Source organism: Candidatus Poriferisodalis sp. (assembly GCF_965208555.1).
Lineage (GTDB): Bacteria > Actinomycetota > Acidimicrobiia > Acidimicrobiales > Poriferisodalaceae > Poriferisodalis.
This window is the reverse complement of the sequence record NZ_OZ242342.1, coordinates 327728-351001: the sequence shown is the minus strand read 5'-3', so window position 1 is coordinate 351001 and position 23274 is coordinate 327728. Positions and strand designations below refer to the sequence as shown.

4 protein-coding genes are annotated in these 23274 nt (G+C 68.2%); 1 reads left to right on the top strand and 3 read right to left on the bottom strand.

Annotated elements, in window-relative coordinates:
* Positions 1-8: 8 nt before the first annotated feature.
* From ACOGXE_RS01825 to ACOGXE_RS01815, 3 genes are all read right to left on the bottom strand, one after another.
* Positions 9-5354, bottom strand: a complete 5346-nt coding sequence (locus tag ACOGXE_RS01825; RefSeq protein WP_419932257.1) for a cadherin-like beta sandwich domain-containing protein — start codon at positions 5352-5354, stop codon at positions 9-11.
* A gap of 164 nt (positions 5355-5518) precedes the next feature.
* Positions 5519-10864 carry a cadherin-like beta sandwich domain-containing protein gene (locus ACOGXE_RS01820; RefSeq protein WP_419932256.1) on the bottom strand — a complete coding sequence of 1782 codons (5346 nt, stop codon included), beginning with the start codon at positions 10862-10864 and terminating at the stop codon, positions 5519-5521.
* Between the two features lie 101 nt (positions 10865-10965).
* Positions 10966-14994, bottom strand: coding sequence for a cadherin-like beta sandwich domain-containing protein (locus ACOGXE_RS01815; RefSeq protein ID WP_419932255.1), 4029 nt, complete (start codon positions 14992-14994; stop codon positions 10966-10968).
* A gap of 373 nt (positions 14995-15367) precedes the next feature.
* Between ACOGXE_RS01815 and ACOGXE_RS01810 the strand changes: the two genes are divergently transcribed.
* Entirely contained in the window at positions 15368-23272 is a 7905-nt protein-coding gene (locus ACOGXE_RS01810) for a cadherin domain-containing protein (RefSeq protein ID WP_419932254.1), read from the top strand.
* Positions 23273-23274 lie beyond the last annotated feature (2 nt).

The window sequence follows — 23274 nt, the reverse complement described above, 5'->3', positions numbered from 1 at the left end:
GCGAGCCATCACCGCCGGGCGCGGTTGATCGTGACGGTGTAGGCGGTCTGCTGGCTGCGATCAGCGGAGACGACGTCGACGACGATGCGGTTGACGCCGGTGCTCAGCGCGATCTCGTAGCCGTCGGTGCCGGGGTCGCTGTCGGCGTGGGAGATCGTCACCTCAGCGTTGGCATCGGTGGGCGTGACGGTGAGCGTGGCCGACGTCACGGCGTGGACGACGTTGGCGCTGTAGCCGGTGGTGGTGCTCGCGAAGGCGCCGATGTCGATGCCGCTGAGCGACAGCGCGCTGAGGCTGGAGTCGCTGGACAGCGTGGCCGAGTCGATTTGGGTGACCACGACGGTGTAGGCGGTGCTGTGGCTGCCGTTGGTGACAGTGACGGTGACGGTGTTGGGGCCGCTGGCGATATCGACCTGGTGGCCGTCGGTCGCCGTGTCGGCGTCGGCGGGGGTGACGGCCACCGAGGCGCCGTTGCCGGCTTCGGCGGCGGTGGCGGTGACGGTGGTGGAGGTCACCGTGTTGGGCACCCACAGCGCGTAGCGGCGCTTGCCCGCCGCGAAGTCGAAGTCGATGCCCGACAGCTCCAATGTCGCCAGTGTCGCCGATGCGGGCATGCGGTAGGAGTAGATCCTGCGTTCGTGGTTGTCTGAGACCCACATGGTGGCGCCGTCGGACCAGATGCCCTTGGGGCTGCGGTTGCCTGCTGCTGCCAGGGTGTCGAAGTCGAGGTCGGCCTGCCGGGCGCCGGTGGCGAGGTCGTAGGCGTAGATCTTGGCGTCCTCGTCGTCGGAGACCCACAGCGTGGTGCCGTCGGACCACAGCCCCGAAGCCCGGTGGTTCCCGGCATCGTCGAGGCCGTTGACGTCGCTGCTGGAGCGGCGGGCGCCGCTGTCGAGGTCGTAGGCGTAGATCTTGTCGTCTCCGTGGTCGGCGACCCACATGGTGACCCCGTCGGACCACAGCCCCTTCGAGTGGTGATTGCCCGCCGCGCCCAACTCGTTGATGTCGTCGGCGGGGCGGCGAGTGCCCGCAGACAGGTTGTAGGCGTAGATCTTGTCGTCCGCGTCGTCGGACACCCACACGGTGGTGCCGTCGGACCAGATGCCGTTGGGGTTGCGATTGCCCGCGCCGGCCAGCGCGCCGATGTCCTGGGAGGCGTCAGGCGCCATGGTGGCCAGGTCGTAGGCGAACAGCCCGCCGCTGAGGTCGGTCACCCACAGCGTGAACCCGTCCGACCAGATCGCCCGCAGGTGCCGGTTGTTGCCGGCCAGCGGCTCGAAGTCCTCGAGCACCCCCCAGCCGAACACTTCTGCGGTGGCCCGGTTGACCGTGACCGTGTAGGTCTGCCGATGGTTGGCGTCGGCGGAGTCGACGGTGACGGTGATCGTGTTGGCTCCCTCGGCGAGATCCACGTCGTGGACGTCGGGCGTGCCGGGGTCGGCGTCGGCGGGCGTGATGGTCACCGTGGCGTTGGCGTCGGTCGGCGTGGCGGTGACGGTGGCGGAGGTCACGTCGTTGGCGACGTCTGCGCTGTAGCCCGTGACGGCGTTCGAGAACGCGCCGATGTCGATGCCGCCCAGCGACAGCGCGCTCAGCGTCGTGACGTCGGGCAGCACCGCCGCGTCGACCACGGTGACCACCACGGTGTAGACGGTCTGCTCGTCGCCATGGGTGACCGTGACGGTGATCGTGTTCTCGCCGGTGTCGAGGTCGACGTCGTGGACGTCGGCCGTGCTGGTGTCGGCGTCGGCGGGGGTGACGGTGACCGTGGAGCCGCTGCTGGCTGCGATGGCGGTGACGGTGGTGGAGGCGACCGTGTTGGGCACCCGTGCGGTGTAGCTGAGGCGGCCCGCGGCGAAGGCGCCGATGTCGATGCCCGACAGCGCCAGCGATCGCAGCAATGCGCTCGCTGCCATGTGATAGCTGTAGATCTTGATAGTGGTGTTGTCCGAGACCCACATGGTGGTGCCATCGGACCAGATGCCCTTGGGGCTGACGTTGCCGGCGTCGGCGAGCGTGTCGAAGTCCAGATCGGCCCGGCGGGCGCCGCTGGCGAGGTCGTAGGCATAGATCTTGGCGTCCTCGTCGTCGGACACCCACATGACGGTGCCGTCGGACCACAGCGCCGCGGGCCGGTTGTTGCCGGCGTCGGCGAGCGTGTCGATGTCCTGTGCGGCCCGGCGGGCGCCGCTGGCGAGGTCGTAGGCGTAGACCTTGGCGTCGTAGTGGTCGGCGACCCAGATGGTGGCGCCGTCGGACCACAGTCCCTTCGGGCGGCCGTTCCCGGCATCGTCGAGGCCGTTGACGTCGCTGCTGGAGCGGCGGGCGCCGCTGTCGAGGTCGTAGGCGTAGATCTTGTCGTCCCTGTCGTCGGACACCCAGACGGTGGTGCCGTCGGACCAGATGCCGTTGGCGTTGAGGTTGCCCGCCGAGCGCAGCGTGTTGACATCCTTGGCGGAGTCGCGGGCCATGGTGGCCAGGTCGTAGGCGAACAGGCGGCCGCTGAGGTCGATCACCCACATCGTGGTGCCGTCGGACCAGATCGCCCGCAGATGCCGGTTGTGTCTGTCCAGCGTTTCGATATCCCCAAGGACGCCCCAGCTGAACTCGGCTTCCGATGCGCGGCCGACGTTGACGGTGTAGGTCTGCCGGCGGCTCCCGTCGGTGGATTCCACGGTGACGGTGATCGTGTTGGCGCCCACGGCGAGGTCGACATCGTGGACATCCGCGGTGTCGGTGTCGGCGTCGGCGGGCGTGATGGTCACCGTGGCGTCGGGGTCGGTGGGCGTGGCGGTCACCTCGGTGGAGGCGACGGTGCTCGCGACTGCCGCGTTGTAGCGATCGGTGCTGGGTGAGAACGCGCCGATGTCGATGCCGCTGAGCGTGAGCGAGCTGAGCGTGGCGTCGTCGGAGACGCTGGCCAGGCTCGTCTGGGTGACGACCACGGTGTAGACGGTCGTGTCGCTGCCGTTGGTGACGGTGACGGTGACGGTGACGGTGTTGTCGCCGCTGTCGAGGTCGACTTGGTGGCCGTCGGTGTCGGCGTCGGCGTCGGCGGGCGTGACGGCCACCGTGGCGCTGCTGCTGGCTGCGGTGGCGGTGACCGTTGTGGAGGTGACCGTGCTGGGCACCCGCAGCGCGTAGTCGTGCTGCCCGGCGGCGAAGCCGATGTCGATGCCCGACATCTCCAACGAGTGCAGCAGGCTGCTGGCCGGCATGTTGTACGCGTAGACCACGTCGTCGCGCCGGTCCGAGACCCACATGGTGGTGCCGTCGGACCACAACCCGTGCGGCCAGTTGTTGCCGGCGTCGGAGAGGGTGTTGATGTCCTTGCCGGCGTCTCGGGCGCCGGTGGCGAGGTCGTAGGCGTACACCTTGTCGTCCAGCGCGTCGATGATCCACATGGTGGTGCCGTCGGACCACATCCCGAACGGGAACGTGTTGCCGGCGTCGGCGAGGGTGTCGATGTCCTTGCCGGCGTCTCGGGCGCCGGTGGCGAGGCTGTAGGCGTACACCTTCTCGTCCCAGACGTCGGCTATCCACATGGTGGTGCCGTCGGACCACAGTCCGAACGGAGACGTGTTGCCTGCATCGGTCAGGGTGTCGAAGTCTCTGTCGGCGTCTCGGGTCCCTGTCGCGAGGTCGTACGCGAAGATCTTCGACTTGTTCCAATCGGCAACCCAGATGGTGGTGCCGTCGGACCACAGTCCTCCAGGGGCGCCGTTTCCGGCGCTGCGCAGCGTGTTGATGTCATTGTCGGAGTCTCGGGCGCCGGTGTCGAGGTCGTAGGCGTAGATGACGTCATGGGTCCGGTCGGCGACCCACATCGTCGAGCCGTCCGACCACACGCCGGTGAAGGCCGTGTCGGTGGGCAGCCACCGCAAGGGGAGGTCATGCACCGGATTCCGGCCGAACGCTGCTGCGGAAGCCCGGTTCACCGTGACCACGTAGGCCCGAACCTGGGTGCCGTCGGCGGACCTCACGGCGACGGCGATCGTGTTGGCGCCCACGGCGAGATTCACGTCGTGGTCGGCGCCGGTGTCGGTGTCGGCGTCGCCGGGAATGATGGTCACCGTGGCCTGGGCGTCGGAGGGAGTGGCGGTGACCACGGTGGAGCCGAGCGCGTTGGCGACTTCGGCCGAATAGCGGCCGAAGTCGCTGTTGAAGGCCTCGATGTCGATGCCGCTGAGGGTGAGCGCGCTGAGGGTGGCGTCATCGGACAGCGTGGCGGTGTCGAGCTGGGTGACCACGACGGTGTAGGCGGTGGTGGCGGTGCCGTTGGTGACGGTGACGGTGATGGTGGTGTCGCCGCTGTCGAGGTCGACCTGGTGGCCGTCGGTCGTCGTGTCGGCGTCGGCGGGGGTGATGGCGACGGTGGCGCCGCTGGTGGCTGCTGCGGCGGTGACGGTGGTGGAGGTGACCGTGTTGGGCACGTTCGCGGTGTAGCTGCGACGCCCCGCGGCCAAGGCGCCGAAGTCGACGCCCGTCAGCTCCAGCGACCCCAGCAGCGCGCCGGCGAGCATGTCGTACGCGAAGACCCTCCCTGCGTCGTTGTCGGCAACGTACATGGTGGCGCCGTTCGACCAGATGCCCTTGGGGCTCTGGTTGGCGTTGTCGCTCAGGGTGTCGAAGTCGAGGTCGGCGCGTCGGGCGCCGGTGGCGAGGTCGTAGGCGTAGATCTTGGCGTCCTGGTCGTCGGAGACCCACAGCGTGGTGCCGTCGGACCACAGTGCCGAGGCCCGGCCGTTTCCGGCGTCGTGCAGGCCGTCGATGTCCTTGGCGGCGTCGCGGGCGCCGGTGAGCACGTTGTAGGCATAGATCTTGTCGTCGTAGTGGTCGGCGACCCACATGGTGGTGCCGTCGGACCAGATGCCCTTGGGGCTCCAGTTGCCGTTGTCGCGCAGGGTGTCGAAGTCGAGGTCGGCGCGTCGGGCGCCGGTGGCGAAGTTGTAGGCGTAGATCTTGGCGTCCTCGTCGTCGGACACCCAGATGGTGATGCCGTCGGACCACAGGCCGTTGGCGTTGAGGTTGCCCGCCGCATCCAGCGTGTCGATGTCCTTGCCGGCGTCGCGGGCGCCGGTGTCAAGTTCGTAGGCGTACAGGCGGCCGCTGAGGTTGGTCACCCACGCGGTGGTGCCGTCGGACCAGATGGCACGCGGCGAGGCGTTGGCCGAGTCGAGGTCGAACGACTTCGCCGAGTCGCTGGCGGTGGCCGCCGCGGGCGGGCTGTGCACGATCGGCACCAGGCCGCCCAGCACGGCGGCGATCGCGCACGCCGCCACGATGCGGCGGGCGGTGAGGCGGGGGCCGCCGCGCGTCCGCCGGCTGTGCTGTTCTTCAGTGAGGGTCGCCACGGGCACTTCCCCTTGTCGCATGACAGTCACGGGGCAGCATAGATGGCCCTGTTGAGCTAGCTCAGACGTGGCAACCACCCCGGCCAGCGACGACCGGGCGGGGCCTTCGCGGCAACTCGCTGTTGCCGCGAAGGCCCCGCCTGTGGTGGTGGGGGGGGGTTCGTCTAGCGGTGGGCGCGGCTGATCGTGACGGTGTAGGTCGTCTGCTGGCTGCGGTCTGCCGACGTGATGCTGACGGTGATGAGATTGACGCCAGTGCGCAGCCTGATCTCGTGTTCGTCGGTGGCGAGGTCGCTGTCTGTCGGGGTGATCGTCACGAACGCGTCGGGGTCGGCGGGGGTGACGGTGAGCGTGGTCGCGGTGACCGGGTGCAGGACGTTCGCGCTGTAGTCGGTGGTGGTGCTCGCGAAGGTGCCGATGTCGATGCCGCTGAGCGACAGCGCGCTGAGGGTGGCGTCGCTGGACAGCGTGGCGGTGTCGGTCTGGGTGACCACGACGGTGTAGACGGTGGGGGCGCTGCCGTTGGTGACGGTGACAGTGATGACGTTGTCGCCGCTGCTCAGGTCGACCTGGTCGCCGTGGGCGGTGGTGTCGGCGTCGGCGGGGGAGACGGTCACCTCGGCGAAGGCGCTGGCCGGCGTGGCGGTCACCGTGGTGGAGGTGACCGTGTTGGGCACCTTCACGACATAGCGGTGCTGCGCGGGGGCGAAGTCGATGTCGATGCCCGACAGCTCCAGCGACTCCAGTGCGGAGTTGGTGGGCATGAGGTAGGAGTAGATCCTGCGGTCGTGGTTGTCGGAGACCCACATGGTGATGCCGTCGGACCAGATGCCCTTGGGGCTGCTGTTGCCCGCATCGGCGAGCGTCTCGAAGTCCAGATCGGCGCGGCGGGCGCCGCTGGCGAGGTCGTAGGCGTAGATCTTGGCGTCCTGGTCGTCGGACACCCACATGGTGGTGCCGTCGGACCACAGTGCCGCGGGCCGGTTGTTGCCGGCGGCACGCAGCGTGTTGATGTCACGGGAGGCTCGGCGGGCGCCGGTGGCGAGGTCGTAGGCGTAGATCTTGTCGTCGCGGTGGTCGGCAACCCACATGGTGGTGCCGTCCGACCACAGCCCCTTGGGGTCCCGATTTCCGGCGCGTACCAGCGAGCCGAAGTCTCTGGCAGGGTCGCGTCGCCGGGCGGTCAAGCTGTAGGCGTAGATCCAGCCGTCCGCGTCGTCGGACACCCACACGGTGGTGCCGTCTGACCAGATGCCGTTGGGGTTGCGGTTGCCCGCTGAGCGCAGCGCGCCGAGATCCTTGGAGCCGTCACGTGACATGGTGGCGAGGTCGTAGGCGAACAGCTGGCCGCTGAGGTCGGTCACCCACATGGTGGTGCCGTTTGACCAGATCGCCCGCAGATGCCGGTTGCCGCCGGCCAGCGGCACGATGTCGGCCAGCACGCCCCAGCCGAACTCCTCCGACGCGGCGCGGTTGACGGTGACGGTGTAGGTCTGGCGGTGGTTGCCGTCGGCGGAGTCCACCGTGACGGTGATCGTGTTGGCGCCCTCGGCGAGGTCCACGTCGTGGACACCCGGCGTGCCGGTGTCGGCGTCGGCGGGCGTGATGGTCACCGTGGCGTTGGGGTTGGTCGGCGTGGCGGTGACGGTGGCGGCGGCGATGTCGTTGTCGACGTCCGCGCTGTAGCTCGTGTCGGTGCTGGAGAAGGTGCCGATGTCGATGCCGCCCAGCGACAGCGCGCTCAGCGTCGTCACATTGGTCAAGGCCGGCGGCTCGAGCCGGGTGACCACCACGGTGTAGACGGTCTCCTCGTCGCCGTTGGCGACGGTGACGGTGATCGTGTTCTCGCCGCTGGCGAGGTCGACATCGTGGACGTCGGCGGTGCCGGTATCGGCGTCGGCGGGCGTGATGGTCACCGTGGCGCTGGTGCTGGCCGGCGTGGCGGTCACTGTCGTGGAGGTGACCGAGTCGGCCACCTCCACCGCGTAGTCGAGACGGCCCGGTGCGAAGTTCACGTCGATGCCCGACAGCGCCAAGGACCGCAGCCCCGAGATGGCGGGCATGTTGAAGGAGTAGATCTTGTCGTCTTCCCAGTCGAGGACCCACATGATCGAGCCGTCAGACCAGATGCCGATCGGGTACGAGCTGCCCGCAGCCCGCAGGGTGTCGAAGTCCAGATCGGCCTTGCGCTCGCCGGTGGCGAGGCCATAGGCGTAGATCTTGTCATCCTCGGGATCGGCGACCCACATGGTGACCCCGTCGGACCACAACCCACGCGGAGATGCGTTGCCCGCGGCGCTGAGCGTGTCGATGTCCTTGTCGGCGTCGCGGGCGCCGGTGTCGAGGCGGTAGGCGTAGATCTTGTCGTCCTCGGCGTCGGCGACCCACACGGTGACCCCGTCGGACCACAGCCCACGCGGGTCTGCGTTGCCCGCGGCGCTGAGCGTGTCGATGTCCTTGTCGGCGTCGCGGGCGCCGCTGTCCAAGTCGTACGCGTAGAGCTTTTCGTTGTAGCCCGAATCGGTGACCCACATCGTGACCCCGTCAGACCACAGCCCACGCGGAAACGCGTTGCCTGCCGCGTCCAGCGTGTTGATGTCCTGGCCGGCGCGACGCGCGCCGGTCGCCGCGTCGTAGGCGAAGATCTTGTCGGGAAAGTCGTCGTCGAGCCAATAGTCCTCGGCGACCCACATGGTGGTGCCGTCAGACCAGATGCCCCACGGTTCCTGGTTGGCCGCGTCCAGCGGCTCGATGTCTGCCAGCACGTTCCAGCCGAACGGGGCCGTGGAGGCCCGGTTCACCGTGACGGTGTAGGTGCGCTGGCGAGTGGCGTCGGAGGAGTCCACCGTGACCGTGATCGTGTTGGCGCCCACGGCGAGGTCCACATCGTGGACGTCGTCGGTGTCGGTGTCGGCGTCGGCGGGCGCGATCGTGACCGTTGCGCCGGAGTCGGCAGGGGCGGCGGTCACGGTGGTCGCTGACACGCCGTTGGCCACGTCGGCCCTGTAGCCGGTGGCGGTGTCCGAGAACGTGCCGATGTCGATGCCGGACAGCGACAGTGCGCTCAGCATGGCGTCGTTCGAGGTGCTGGCGAGGCTCGACCGGGTGACGACCACGGTGTAGGTGGTGGGGGCGCTGCCGTTGGTGACGGTGACGGTGATGGTGTTGTCGCCGCTGTCGAGGTCGACTTCGTGGACGTCGGTGATGGCGTCGGCATCTTCGGGCGTGATGGTCACCGTGGCGCTGTCGCTGGCGGCCGCAGCGGTCACGGTGGTGGAGGTGACCGTGCTGGGCACCGTCAGCGCGTAGCTGTGCTGTCCGGGGGCGAACGTCAGATCGATGCCCGACAGCTCCAGTGAGCTCAACGCTGTGCTGGCCGGCATGTTGTACGCGTGGACCCGGGGGGAGACCAAGCCCGCGACCCACATCGTCGAGCCGTCCGACCAGATGCCTGTCGCAAGCAGGAGGCCGGGCAATTCAGCGAAGTCAAGATCGGCGCGGCGGTCGCCCGTGGCGAGGTCGTAGGCGTAGATGTCGTCGCCGCTGTTCGCGATCCACATGGTCGAGCCGTCCGACCACAGCCCCGATGGACTGCCGACGACGCCATCGGTGTCGATGTCCTTGCCGGCCTGGCGGGCGCCGGTGGCGAGGTCGTAGGCGTAAACCTTGCTTTCGCTCCAATCGGAGATCCACATGGTCGAGCCGTCCGACCACAGCCCCATAGACGAATGGTTGCCAGCCGACGTGCTGATGTCCTTGTCGGCCTGGCGGGTGCCGGTTGCCAAGTCGTAGGCGTAGACCTCGTCGTCGTTCCAATCGCCGATCCACATGGTCGCCCCGTCCGACCACAGCCCCATCGGCACCGAGTTGCCGGAGGTTTCGAGAGTGTCGATGTCCTTGTCGGCCTGGCGGGCGCCGGTGGCGAGGTCGTAGGCGTAGACCTCGTTGGCGGTCCACTCCGCGACCCACATCGTCGAGCCGTCCGACCACACGCCGCTGACAACCGGGTACTCGGAAATCCAGCGCAGTTCGAGTTCACGCGTGGTATCGCGGCCGAATGCTGCCGCGGAGGCTCGGTTCACCGTGACGGTGTAGGTGCGCTGGCGGGTGCCGTCGGTCGACTCCACGGTGACGGTGATCGCGTTGTGACCCAAGGCGAGGCTCACGTCGTGGACATCGGGTGAGTCGGTGTCCGCGTCGGCGGGCGTGATGGTGACCGTGGCGTCGGGGTCTCGTGGCGTGGCCGTGACTACGGTGGATGCGACGCTGTTGTCGACATTGACCCTGTAGCGGTCGGCATCGCCGTTGAACGCCCCGAAGTCGATGCCGCTGAGCGTCAGCGCTCCCAGGGCGGCGTCACTGGACAGCACGGGCGTATCGATCTGGGTGACCACGATCGTGTAGGCGGTGGTGGAGGTGCCGTTGGCGACGGTGACCGTGATGGTGTTGTCGCCGGGGCTCAGGTCGACCTCGTGGGCGTCGGTGGTGTCGTCGGCGTCGATGGGTGTGATGGTCACCGTGGCGTTGGCGCTGGCTGGCATGGCGGTGACGGTGGTGGAGGTGAGCGTGCTGGGCGCCCTCGCGGTGTAGTTGTGGCGCCTCGCGCCGAAGGTGCCGATGTTCAGGCCGGTCAGCTCCAAGGACCGCAGCTCCGAAGACTGCGGCAGGTTGTACGCGTAGACCTTCGAATCCTCATTGTCGACGACCCACATGGTGGTGCCGTCGGACCAGATGCCCTTGGGGCTGCGGTTGCCGTTGCTGCGGAGGGTGTCGAAGTCGAGCTCGGCCCGGCGGGCGTCGGTGGACCAGCGGTGGCTGGGGTCCAGGTCGTAGGCGTAGATCTTGTCGTCGTGCTGGTCGGCGACCCACATGGTGGAGCCGTCGGACCACAGCGCAGTGGGGCTGGCGTTGTCGGCGTCGTCGAGACCGCCGATTTCCTTGCCGGCCCGTTCACCGGTAGTGAGGTCGTAGGCGAAGATCCTGGTGCGGAACGAGTCGGCGACCCACATGGTGGTGCCGTCGGACCAGAGGCCTTTCGGCGTGTTGTTGTTGGCTGCGTCGAGCGTGTCGATGTCCTTGCCGGCACGGCGGGCGCCGGTGCGCAGGTCGTAGGCGTAGATCTTGTCGTCAGCGTCGTCGGACACCCAGATGGTGGTGCCGTCGGACCACAGGCCGTTGGCGTTGTGGTTGCCCGCCGCGTCGAGCGTGTCGATGTCCTTGCTGGCGTCGCGGGCGCCGGTGTCAAGGTTGTAGGCGAACAGGCGGCCGCTGAGGTTGGTCACCCACGCGGTGGTGCCGTCGGACCAGATGGCACGCGGCGAGGCGTTGGCCGAGTCGAGGTCGAACGACTTTGCCGAGTCGCTGGCGGTGGCCGCCGCGGGCGGGCTGTGCACGAGGGGCACCAGCCCGCCCAGCACGGCGGCGATCGCGCACGCCGCCACGACGCGCCGGGTCGTCCGGCCGATGCCGCGCGCCCGCGGGCCGCGCCGTGCCGAGGTGAGTGGTGCCACGGGCCTCTTCCCCTCGTCGCATAACAATCGCGGGCCAGCCTAGCCAGCCCAGTTCAGCTAGCTCATTGATGTCGATATATGCGACGGCTGCTGAGGTGGCACTAGCGAATGGGCATGCTGTAGGAGTAGATCGCACGGTCGTGGTTGTCGGAGACCCACATCGTGGTGCCGTCGGACCAGATGCCCTTGGGGCTGCTGTTGCCCGCGTCGGCCAGGGTGTCGATGTCGAGGTCGGCCTGCCGGTCGCCGGTGGCGAGGTCGTAGGCGTAGATCTTGGCGTCCTGGTCGTCGGACACCCACATGGTGGTGCCGTTCGACCACAGCGCCGCGGCCCGTTCGTTGCCTGCCTCATCGAGGTCGTCGATGTCCTTGTCGGCGTCGCGGGCGCCGGTGGCGAGGCTGTACGCGTAGATCTTGTCGTCCGAGTGGTCGGCGACCCAGATGGTGGTGCCGTCAGACCACAGGCCCTTGGCGTGGCCATTCCTGGCGGAGCGCAGCGTGGCGATGTCCTTGTCGGCGTCTCGGGCGCCGGTGGCGAGGCTGTAGGCGTAGATCCTGTCGTCCCGGTCGTCGGAGACCCACACGGTGGTGCCGTTCGACCAGATGCCGTTGGCGTTGCGGTTCCCCGCTGAGCGCAGCGCGGTGACGTCCTGGGAGGCGTCACGCGTCATGGTGGCTAGGTCATAGGCGTACAGCCGGCCGCTGAGATCGGTCACCCACATGGTGGTGCCGTCGGACCAGATCGCCCGCAGCTGCCGGTTGCCGTCGGCCAGCGGCGCGACGCTGGGTTCGCGCACCACATAGTCGGCAACGGACTGCTCGGAGGATTCGAGGGCTGAGTAGGTGGGCATGTTGTAGGAATAGACCCTGTCATCGCCCGCGTCAGACACCCACATGGTGGTGCCGTCGGACCACATCCCCAGCGGATCGCCGTTGCCGGCGGCCGCCAGGGTGTCGAAGTCGAGATCGGCCCGACGGGCGCCGGTGGCGAGGTCATAGGCGAAGATCTTGACGTCGTTCCCGTCGACGACCCACATGGTGGTGCCGTCGGACCACAGCGGCCCGGGGGTGCCGTTGCCTGCATCGGCGAGGGTGTTGATGTCCTTGTCGGCGTCGCGGGCGCCGGTGGCGAGGTCGTAGGCGTAGATCTTGTAGTCGAACCAGTCGAGGACCCACATGGTGGTGCCGTCGGACCACATCTCGGTGGGGAAGTTGTTGCCTGCATCGGCGAGGGTGGCGATGTCCTTGTCGGCGTCTCGGGCGCCGGTGGCGAGGTCGTAGGCGAAGATCTTGTCCTGGCTGTGGTCCGAGACCCACATGGTGGTGCCGTCGGACCACATGCCGAGGGCACTGGTATTGCCGGCGTCGTCGAGTCCGACGATGTCTTTGTCGGCGTCGCGCGTCTGGGTGGCCAAGTCGTAGGCGACCAGTCGACCATCGAGATAGGAGATCCACACGGTGGTGCCGTCAGACCACACGGCCGACTGCGGCCCGGTGCTGCCGGTCAGCGATTCGATGTCCTCGAGCACGTTCCAGCCGAACGGCGCTGTGGAGCCCCGGTTCACCGTGACCGTGTAGGTCAGCTGGTCGTTGCCGTCGGAGGAGTCGACGGTGACGGTGATCGTGTTGGCGCCCAGGGCGAGATCCACATCGTGGGCATCGGCGGTGTCGGTGTCGGCATCGGCGGGCGTGATGGTGACCGTGGCGTCGTCGTCGGCGGGAGTGGCCGTGACGACCGTGGACGAGACGCTGTTCGCGACGCCTGCCCGGTAGCTGAGGGCGCCGCCGGAGAAGGCGCCGATGTCGATGCCCGACAGCTCCAACGATTCCAGCAGGGCACTGGGCGGCATGTTGTACGCGAAGACCCGGTGGGCGCTCGGATCGGAGACCCACATCGTGGAGCCGTCCGACCAGATGCCGCGCGGATCGCGGTTGCCTGCGGCGACCAGGGTGTCGAAGTCGAGGTCGGCGCGGCGGTTGCCGGTGGCGAGCTCGTAGGCGTAGATCTTGTCGTCCTCGTGGTCGGAGACCCACACGGTGACACCGTCGGACCACAGACCGCTCGGTTGCCAGTTGCCCGCGTCGAGCAGCTTCGCCCTGGGGATGTCCTTGTTGGCGTCGCGGGCGCCGGTGTCGAGGCTGTAGGCGAAGATCTGGGCGATGACCCTGTCGGCGACCCACATGGTCGACCCGTCCGACCACATGCCCGACGGACCCACGTTCAACTCGGCGCGCGAGGTGGCGATGTCCTTGTCGGCGTCGCGGGCGCCGGTGTCGAGGTTGTACGCGTAGATCTTGGGTTCGCCCCCTATCGGGGAATCGCCGTCCAGCCCGTCGTCCCACACCGCGCAGCTGTTCTCATAGCACTCGAGGGAGAGGTGGTCGGCGACCCACATGGTCGACCCGTCCGACCACAGCCCCCGGGGATTCGCGTTGCCTCCCGCGCCGTCCAGGGTGATTCCCTTGCCGGCGGCGAGGGCGCCGGTTTCGCGGTCGTAGGCGATGATCTCGTCGCTGACCGCGTCGGCGATCCAGACCGTGGTGCCGTCCGACCACAGGCCGAAGGTCGGCGAGTGATTGGAGACCCGCCGCCGGGAAACGTCGATGCGGACATCTCGCGGCGGATTCCAGCCGAACGTTGCGGCGGAGGCCCGGTTCACCGTGACCGTGTAGGTCTCTTGGCGGTTTCCGTCGGTGGACTCGACGGCGATGTCGATCGTGTTGGCGCCCTCGGCGAGGTTCACGTCGTGGACGTCGGGTGTCGAGGCGTCGGCGTCGGCGGGCGTGACGGTCACCGAGTCGCCGGCGTAGGCGGGCGTGGCGGCGACAACCGTGGAAGCGACGTCGTTGGCGACATCGGCGGAGTAGCTGCCGACCTGGCTGTCGAACTCGCCGAAGTCGATGCCGCTGAGCGACAGCGATTCCAGCACGGGATCGACGGTCACCGTGCCGGGGTCGAATCGGGTGCCGACGTATTGGTAGAGCACGACGGTGTAGACGGTGGTGTTGGGGCCGTTGGTGACCGTGATGGTGATGGTGTTGTGGCCGGCCTTCAGCTCGACCTGGTGGTCGTCGGTGTCGGGGTCGGCGTCGGGGGGCGAGATCGTGACCGTGGCGTCCCAGCTCTCGGTCCTGGGATACACGGTGGTGAAGTCGTACCTGTCGGTGGTCCATGAGTAGTAGTCACGCTGGTCCTGGTTGAAGCCGATCGCTGTGCCGCGCAGTGTCAAGCCCCGCAGCTGCGAACTCTGCGAACGGCTGGACATGTAGTAGGCGAACACCTTGCCGGCCCTGTTGTCGACGACGTACATGGTGGTCTGGTCGGACCAGATGCCCTTGGGGCTGGCATTGCCGTGCCTGTGCAGGCCGTCGAAGATCCGATGGTCCACGAGGTCGCCGGTGTCGAGGTCGTAGGCGAAGATCCTGGCGTCCGCGTCGTCTGCGACCCACATGGTGGTGCCGTCGGACCACAGCGCCGAGGCCCGGTCGTTGGTTGCGTCGTAGAGCGTGCTGATGTCCTTGTCGGCGTCGCGGGCGCCGGTGTCGAGGCTGTATGCGTAGATCTTGTCGTCCCAGTGGTCGGAGACCCACATGGTCACCCCGTCCGACCACAGGCCCTTCGCGTCGTGGTTGCCTGCATCGTCGAGCGCGTTGATGTCCTTGTCGGCGTCGCGGTCGCCGCTGTCGAGGTTGTATGCGTAGATCTTGTTGTCTTGGTCGTCAGAGACCCAGATGGTGGTGCCGTCGGACCACAGGCCGTTGGCGTTGCGGTTCCCCGCTGCGCGCAGCGTGCCGATGTCCTTGTCGGCGTCGCGGGCGCCGCTGTCGAGCTCGTAGGCGAACAGGCGACCGCTGAGATCGCTCACCCACGCGGTCGTGCCGTCGGACCACAGAGCTCGTGGCATGGCGTTGGCCGAGTCGAGATCGAACGACTTCGGCCCGTTGCTCAGGGTGGCGAGGTACCAGTTGAAATCGATGTCGGAGTTGGCCCCCGCAGGCTGGCTGTGCACGACCGGCACCAGACCGCCCAGCACAGCGGCGATGCCGCACGTGGCCAGAATGCGCCGGGCAATGCGGCGCCCGCGTCCTCGCGCTCGCTGAGCACGCTGTCGATCAGGGGAGTGCGTCATGTGCCGCTTCCTCTAGGTGAGTGTCGGATGGAGTGATCCGACCGCCGGCCACCCCGCCGGAACGTGGCAGTGGCCATGGATGTCTGCCGGTGTCTCGGGGATCAAGCGGCGGCGAATATAGCAGGACGGAATCGGCACACGAGTGTCATCCCGTTGAGAGATTTCTCGAGCCGCGGGCACGGTCTGGCGTCGTTCTTTCCCGTGCCAGCAGGGTCGATGCACATCGATGCCGCTGCGTCTGTGGGCTGGCAGCGATGTCCGCAGCGTCGCTCAGACATGCTGATATGTTCCTGCCGTCATGTCAGTGAAACCATGTCAATCGGCCGCGGGCACGAGGCCGGTGCATCCCCCCCCCCCCCCCGCTTAGGCGCCCATGAGGCTGTTTCGCGCCGCAGCGGCGCTGGTGTTCGCGGCGTCGCTGGTGCTGGTTTCGGCTGGTCCGGTGTCGGCTGCGAACAGCCAGCCGTTTTTTCTTGACGGCCAGAACGGTTCGAGGCTCGCTGACGGGGAGTCGCTGACGTTCAGCGTGTCCGAGCACGCATCAGTGGACGAGATCGTCGGCTACGTCTACGTGTCGGACTCCGACCACGACGAAGTGCAGATCACCGCGAGCGGCTCCGGCGTGAACAGGGCATTCATCATCGACAAAGACGGCGGCAAGACGTTGCGGATACGGGTCCGCGGTCGGCTCGATCACGAGACGCGGTCGTCGTATGCGGTCTCCGTCACGCTCCGGGACAACCAGGACTCTGCGGGGAACGCGGACACGGCCGTCGACGACACGGTCGAGGTGACGATCAACGTCACTGACGAGGACGATCCCGGCAGGCTCTCGGTCAGCGGGGCCTCCCAGGTCGATGCCACGCTCCAAGCGAGGGTGACCGACCAGGACCTGACGTCGGCGGAAGCCGTCTCTTGGCAGTGGTCCCGCGGGGACCTTCCCGGCGGAGCGTTCGCCGACATCGCCGGCGCGACGTCTGCGAGCTATACGGTCACCGACGACGACGACGCAAAGCACCTGCGTGTCACCGCGGGCTACGACGACGGCCATGGGTCGACCAAGTCGTTGACGCTCACCACGGCGCGGGTCGGCACGCTGGCGTCCAACGTGATGCTGTCTCCCAAGTCGAGCAGCGAACATCCTCCTAGCGCGCAGGGATTCACCACCGGCAGCAGCCCCGACGGCTACGACGTGACCTCAGTCGGCCTCCACGTGCACCGGGACAGCGTCACGGACCCGGTGCTGGTGCGCTTGCACGCCGCCACTGCCGACAGCGGACCGGGCGCGGCGCTCGCCGAGATGTCCGGTCCCGCCGCAATCCAGCCGAACGCGGTCAACACTTTCAGCACGCCTGCGGGTCAGCGGGTGCGGCTCGAGGCCGACACGGCCTATTTCGTCGTCGTCACCACGCCGGAGGGGTCGAGTCGCGCCGAATTGACCGAGCTCGATGTCGGTGACGCCGAGGACACAGGCAAATCGCCCGGCTGGGGAATCCACGAGGATGCTTGGTCTTACGGCTTCGGCGGCCCCCAGAACGAGGGGAGTTGGGGCAAGCGGGGTCACCGGCTGGCGATCCATGTCGGAGGCGTGCAGCGGTCGGGGTCGGGCAATAGCGAACCCGCGTTCGGCCAGTCCTCGGTGTCTCTGCCCGTCGACGAGAACGCTGAGCCGGGCACCGTGGTGGGCACTGTGGCGGCGGCCGCGGACAGCGACGGAGACGTGGTCTTCTACTCAGTGGCGGCGCGCTCGCCCTCGGCGCAGCACCAGACCGGCTTCGACGAGTTCAACGAGGCATTCGCCTACGATCACGAGACGAGCCAGATCACCGTCCGCGAGTCGGCTGTGCTCGACTTCGAGAACGGCACGACGGAGTTCTTGGTGACGGTGCAGGCCACGGACGGGCTGGACGCCTCGGGCTACACCGAGCCGATCGATGCCCGCACCGTCGACGACACGATCGAGGTGACGGTCCGCGTCGAGAACGTCGACGAGCCCGGCATCGTGAGCTTCGACGGCACGCCGGAGCTGGACGTCGAGATCACAGCAGAGCTGAGCGATCCCGACGGGAGCGTCACATCCGCCTCGTGGGCATGGGCACGCGCCGACACCGACGACGGGCCGTTCTCTGCGATCTCCGGCGCTGCCGGCGCCTCGTACACACCCGGTGTCGGCGATGTGGGCAAGGTGCTCAGAGCCACCGTGACGTACCACGACGCGTCGTCGGCCACGGTTCAGCGGCAGGCGCACGCCGTCACAGAACCGGTGAGCGGCTCGACGGAACCGCAGTTCGTCGAGGGTACCGCGACCTACAGCATCGAGGAGAATTCCCCGGGCGGCACCCCCATCGGCACTCCTGAGGTGCTGCTGCGCAACAGCGCCGACCAGAGCAGGCTGGCTTTCACCGTCACTGGCGCCGACGCCGCCGCGTTCGACACCGACGGCCCGCTCAGCCTCGACGCCTCCACCGGCGCCATCACCGTCAACGACGCAAGCAGCGCCGCGGCACTGGACTTCGAGACCAAGCAGACCTACACGGTGACCCTGGAGGTCACCAACGGCGTCGACGACAACGGCGATCCCGACACCGCAGCCGACGACACCATCGACGTCACCATCGACATCGCCAACGTCGACGAACAGAATCCCGACGGCTTGGTGACGTTGCTCCCGCTTGGGACCTTTCTCATCGCAGGGAGCCAAGGCGATCCCGATGTCATCAAGGGCAACCCCACTTGGCAGTGGTGCAAATCCGCCGGCGAGAACGGCCCGTTCCATGAGGTCGGCAGTCCTTTGACCTCAAGCACGAGTAGTCGCACGTTGACCTCGGCCGACCACGGCACGTACCTACGGGTTGTGGCCACCTATGAGGACGGGCATGGCCCGGACAAGAAGGCCTACCGCGACTACATGGTGCCCGGCACCGGCGGCACCGTCGACACCACCACCGACCGGTGCGACGACGGCACCGTCACCGAGCAAGTCAACAGCGCCCCGGAGTTCGGCCAGGCGTCGGCGACGGTGTCGGTGGACGAGAACGCGACGTCGGGGCTGCTGGGCACGTTCCTCGCGGCTGATCCCGACGGCGACGCGCTGGTGTACACGGTGACCGGCGCCGACGCTGCGGCGTTCGACGCGGGCGGCTCGTTCAGCTTCGACGCCTCCACCGGCGCGGTCACGGTGAGGGCCACCGCGGCGATCGACTACGAGACCAAGACCTCCTACAGCGTGGTGCTCAACGTCAGCGACGGCAAGAACCCCGCAGGGGACCCAGACCCGGCTGTCGACGACACGCTCGTTCTGACCATCGAGGTCGTCAACGTCGACGAGCCCGGCACGGTGGACTTCGACGTGGCGCCGACGCAGGGTGTGCCGCTGACTGCGTCGCTGACCGACCCCGACGGAAGCGTCACCGCTGAGCAGTGGACATGGGCACGCGCCGACAACCCCGCCGGGCCGTTCGCCGCCATTCCCGGCGCCACCAGCGCCGCGTACACGCCCGCCGCCGGCGACCTGCGCAAGGTGCTCAGAGCCACCGTCGCCTACCACGACGCGTCGTCGGCCACAATCCAGCGGCAGGCGCATGCCGTCACCGCAGCAGTGAGCGGATCGGCGCCGCCGGAGTTCGGCCAGGCGTCGGCGACCGTGACAGTGGACGAGAACGCCACGTCGGGGGTGCTGGGCACGTTCCTCGCTGTCGACCCTGACGGGGACGACGTGGCCCACACCGTGACCGGCGCCGACGCTGCGGCGTTCGACGCGGGCGGCTCGTTCAGCTTCGACGCCTCCACCGGCGCGGTCACGGTGAGAGCCACCGCGGCGATCGATTACGAGACCAAGAACTCCTACAGCGTGACGCTCAACGCCAGCGACGGCAAGAACCCCGCAGGGGACCCAGACCCGACTGCAGACGACACGCTCGTTCTGACCATCGAGGTCGTCAACGTCGACGAGCCCGGCACGGTGGACTTCGACGTGGCGCCGACGCTGGACGTGCAGCTCACAGCAGAGCTGACCGACCCCGACGGAAGCGTCACCGCTGAGCAGTGGACATGGGCACGCGCCGACAACCCCGCCGGGCCGTTCGCCGCCATTCCCGGCGCCACCAGCGCCGCGTACACGCCCGCCGCCGGCGACCTGCGCAAGGTGCTCAGAGCCACCGTCGCCTACCACGACGCGTCGTCGGACACGATCCAGCGTCAGGCGCATGCCGTCACCGCGCCCGTGAGCGGATCGGTGCCGCCGGAGTTCGGCCAGGCGTCGGCGACGGTGTCGGTGGACGAGAACGCCACGTCGGGGGTGCTGGGCACGTTCCTCGCGACCGACTCCGACGGCGACGATCTGGTCTACACGGTGACCGGTGCCGACGCTGCTGCGTTCGACGTCGGGGCGACGTTCGAGTGGGATACGACCACCGGCGCGGTCACGGTGAGAGACACCGCGGGGATCGATTACGAGACCAAGACCTCCTACAGCGTGGTGCTCAACGTCAGCGACGGCAAGAACTCCGCCGGGGAGGCCGATCCTGCTGTCGATGACACGCTCGCGTTGACTGTCGATGTCGTGAACGTCGACGAGCCCGGCACGGTGGACTTCGACGTGGCGCCGACGCTGGACGTCATGTTGACTGCGTCGCTGACCGATCCTGACGGGGCTGTCACGGCTGAGCAGTGGAGCTGGGCGCGTGCCGACGATGCTGCGGGGCCGTTCGCGCCCATTACTGGCGCGAACGCTGCTGCGTACACGCCTGGTGCCGATGATCTGCGCAAGGTGCTCAGGGCGACGGTCACCTACAACGACGCGTCGTCGGCCACGATCCAGCGTCAGGCGCATGCCGTCTCCGCGCCCGTGAGCGGATCGATAGAACCGGAGTACGCCGAGGCGACGGTGACCTTCTCCGTCGAGGAGAACTCAGCAGGCGGCGCAGACGTCGGCACCCCGACGGTGCTGGTGCGCAACGTCGCCGACCAGTCCAGGCTGACGTTCGCGGTCACCGGCACCGACGCCGCCGCATTCGGCGCGAACGGCCCGTTCAGCTTCGATGCCTCGACCGGCGCCATCACCGTCGCCGACTCAGCCACCGCTGAGGGACTGGACTATGAGACCAAGACGACATACTCGATGTCGTTCACTGTCACCAACGGTGTCGACGACCACGGCAACGCGCAAGACCCGCCGATAGTCGACGACACCATCGATGTGACGATCGAGGTCGTGAACGTCGACGAGCCCGGCGTGGTGGTCTTCGACGTGGCGCCCGTAGGGGATGTCGTGATCACGGCGACGCTGACCGATCCTGACGGGGCTGTCACGGCCGCGCAGTGGAGCTGGGCGAGCGCCGACACGGCCGCGGGGCCGTTCACCGAGATCGTCGGGGCCGACGCTGCCGCGTACACGCCTGGTGTCGACGAGGTGCGCAAGGTGCTCAGAGCGACCGTCACCTACCGCGACGCGTCGTCTGCCACCGACGAGCGCGAGGCGCACGCTGTCACATCATCAGAAGTGGGCGGATCGGTGCCGCCCGAGTTCGCTTCTGCGACGGAGACGGTGACGGTGGAGGAGAACGCCGCATCGGGAACGCTGGGCACATTCCTCGCGACCGATCCCGATGGCGACGATGTGACCTACACCGTCACCGGCGACGATGCTGCCGCGTTCGACGTCGGGGCGACGTTCGAATGGGATACGACCACCGGTGACATCACGGTGAGGGACACCGCGGGGATCGACTACGAGACCAAGAGCTCATACAGCGTGGTGCTCAACGCCTCCGACAACAAGAGCCTCGCCGGGGAGGCCGACCCCGCCGTCGACGACATGCTCGCTTTGACGATCGAGGTCGTCAATGTCGACGAGCCCGGCGTGGTGACCTTCGACGTGGCGCCCGTAGGGGATGTCGTGATCACTGCGACGCTGACCGATCCTGACGGGGCTGTCACGGCTGCGCAGTGGAGCTGGGCGCGCGCCGCTGACGCGGCGGGGCCGTTCATTGACATTGCGGGCGCGGAGTCTGCTGTGTACACGCCCACTGTTGATGACCTGCGCAGTGTGCTCAGGGCGACCGTTGCGTACCGCGACGCGTCGTCGGCCACCGACGAACGCGAGGCGCACGCCGTCACATCAGCAGCAGTGAGCGGATCGGCGCCGCCGGTGTTCGAGGTTGCTGCGGTGACGGTGAGGGTGGACGAGAACGTGACGTCGGGAACGCTGGGCACGTACCTCGCGACCGACCCCGAAGGCGACCCGCTGGCGTATTCGTTGACCGGCGCCGACGCTGCCGCGTTCGGTGTCGGGGAGGCGTTCGAGTGGGACACGGTCACCGGGGCGGTCACGGTGAGGGCCACCGCGGGGATCGACTTCGAGACCAAGAGTTCCTACAGCGTGGTGCTCAATGTCAGCGACAACAAGAACCTCTCCGGGCAGGCCGATCCGGCGGTCGATGACACGATCGAGTTGACCATCGAGGTCGTGAACGTCGACGAGGAGCACGCCGACGGCTTCGTGCGGCTCACTCGTGACGGCAATACGATCAACGTCGAGCACCGTGGCGACCCGGACGGTCTGGTGGGCCATCCCACCTGGCAGTGGTGCAAGTCGGCTGCCGAGACCGGGCCGTTCTACGAGATCGGCGCCGTCAATACCGCGAGCACGACGTCGCGCAGCATCCAAGACTCCGACAACGGCATGTATCTGCGTGTCGTGGCCTACTACGAAGACACGCTCGGCTCGGGCAAGAACGCCTACGACGACGTGATGGTGCCCGGCAGCGGCGGCACCGTCGACACCGCCGCCGACCGGTGCGACGACGGCGCCGGCGGCGGCACCGACAGCCAGCCGGTCAACGGCGCCCCGGTATTCGAGGTTGCTGCGGTGACGGTGAGGGTGGACGAGAACGCAACGTCGGGAACGCTGGGCATGCAGCTCGCGACCGACCCCGACGGAGACAACCTGACCTACACCGTCACCGGCCCCGACGCTGCCGCGTTCGACGCCGGGGAGGAGTTCGAATGGGACCCAGTCAGTGGTGAGATCATCGTTCGTGACACTGCGCTGATCGACTACGAGACCAAGAGCGCCTACAGCGTGATGCTCAATGTCAGCGACAACAGAAATGCCTCGGGCGGCAGCGACCCAGCTATCGACGACACGCTCGCCTTGACCATCGACGTTACTGACGTCGACGAGTTTGTCGCCGCACCGTCGATTTCAATACCTGGCGTTCAAGCGCCTCGTGGCGCTTCGGGCGGCAGTTCTGGCGGTTCTGGTGGCGGTTCTGGTAGCGGTTCTGGTGGTGGTGGTGATTTTGATGTTGGTGTGGCGGTGTTTGTGGTGGCGAATGGGTGGTCGCCGGCTGATGTGGGGGTGGCGTCGGTGTTGGCGGCGCGTACTGATGGCGGGGTGGTGACCTACACGGCGGGTGATGTGCTGTCGGCTGAGACTGCGGTGCTGGTTCGGGAGGCGTTGCCTGCTGAGGTGGTGATCGTGGGCGGCACGGCGGCGGTGTCGTTCGGCGTGCGCAGCGGGATCCGGGCGGCGTCGCAGGATTCGGGTGTGGTGCGTGTGACCGGTGCGGGCCGCGTTGAGACGGCGGCGGCGGCGGCGCGTCGGGTGCTGGGGGTTCCGTCGTCGGCGGGGCGGGTGACGGTGGTGGTGGCGAACGGCTGGTCGCCGCCTGACATCGGGGCGGCGGCGTCGCTGGCGGCGCGTACTCGCCGTTCGGCGGTGCTCTATGCCCAGCAGGGGGTGCTGCCTGAGGAGTCGGCGGCGGTGCTGCGCGACTATGACGTGGCGCGGGTGGTGCTGGTGGGAGGCACCGCTGCGCTCAGCAGCGCCGTGGAGGACGAGGTCGCCGCTGCGGCCGGTGCTGATGCTGGCATCACGCGGCTGATGGGCGCGGACCGTGTCGAGACCGCGGCGGCGGCGGCGCGTCGGGTGCTGGGCAGTCCCGCCGGGGCGCCCGAGGGCGTCACCTTGGTGGTGGCCAACGGCTGGTCGCCGCCCGATGTGGGCGTGGCCGCGGCGTACGCGGCGGCCACCGACAACGCCGCGGTCGCCTACACCACCGGCGGGTCGCTGCCCGAGGCGACCGCTGCGCTCATTCGCGACTACCGGCCCGCCCGCGTGGTGATCATCGGCGGCCGAGCAGCGGTCGCCGACACCGTGCGCGCCGCCATTTCCGGCACCGCGCCCGACAGCACCCACATCCGCCGCATCACCGGCGCCACCCGCACCCACACCGCCGCCCAAGCCGCCCGCAGCATCCTCCGTCAACGCAGCTGACA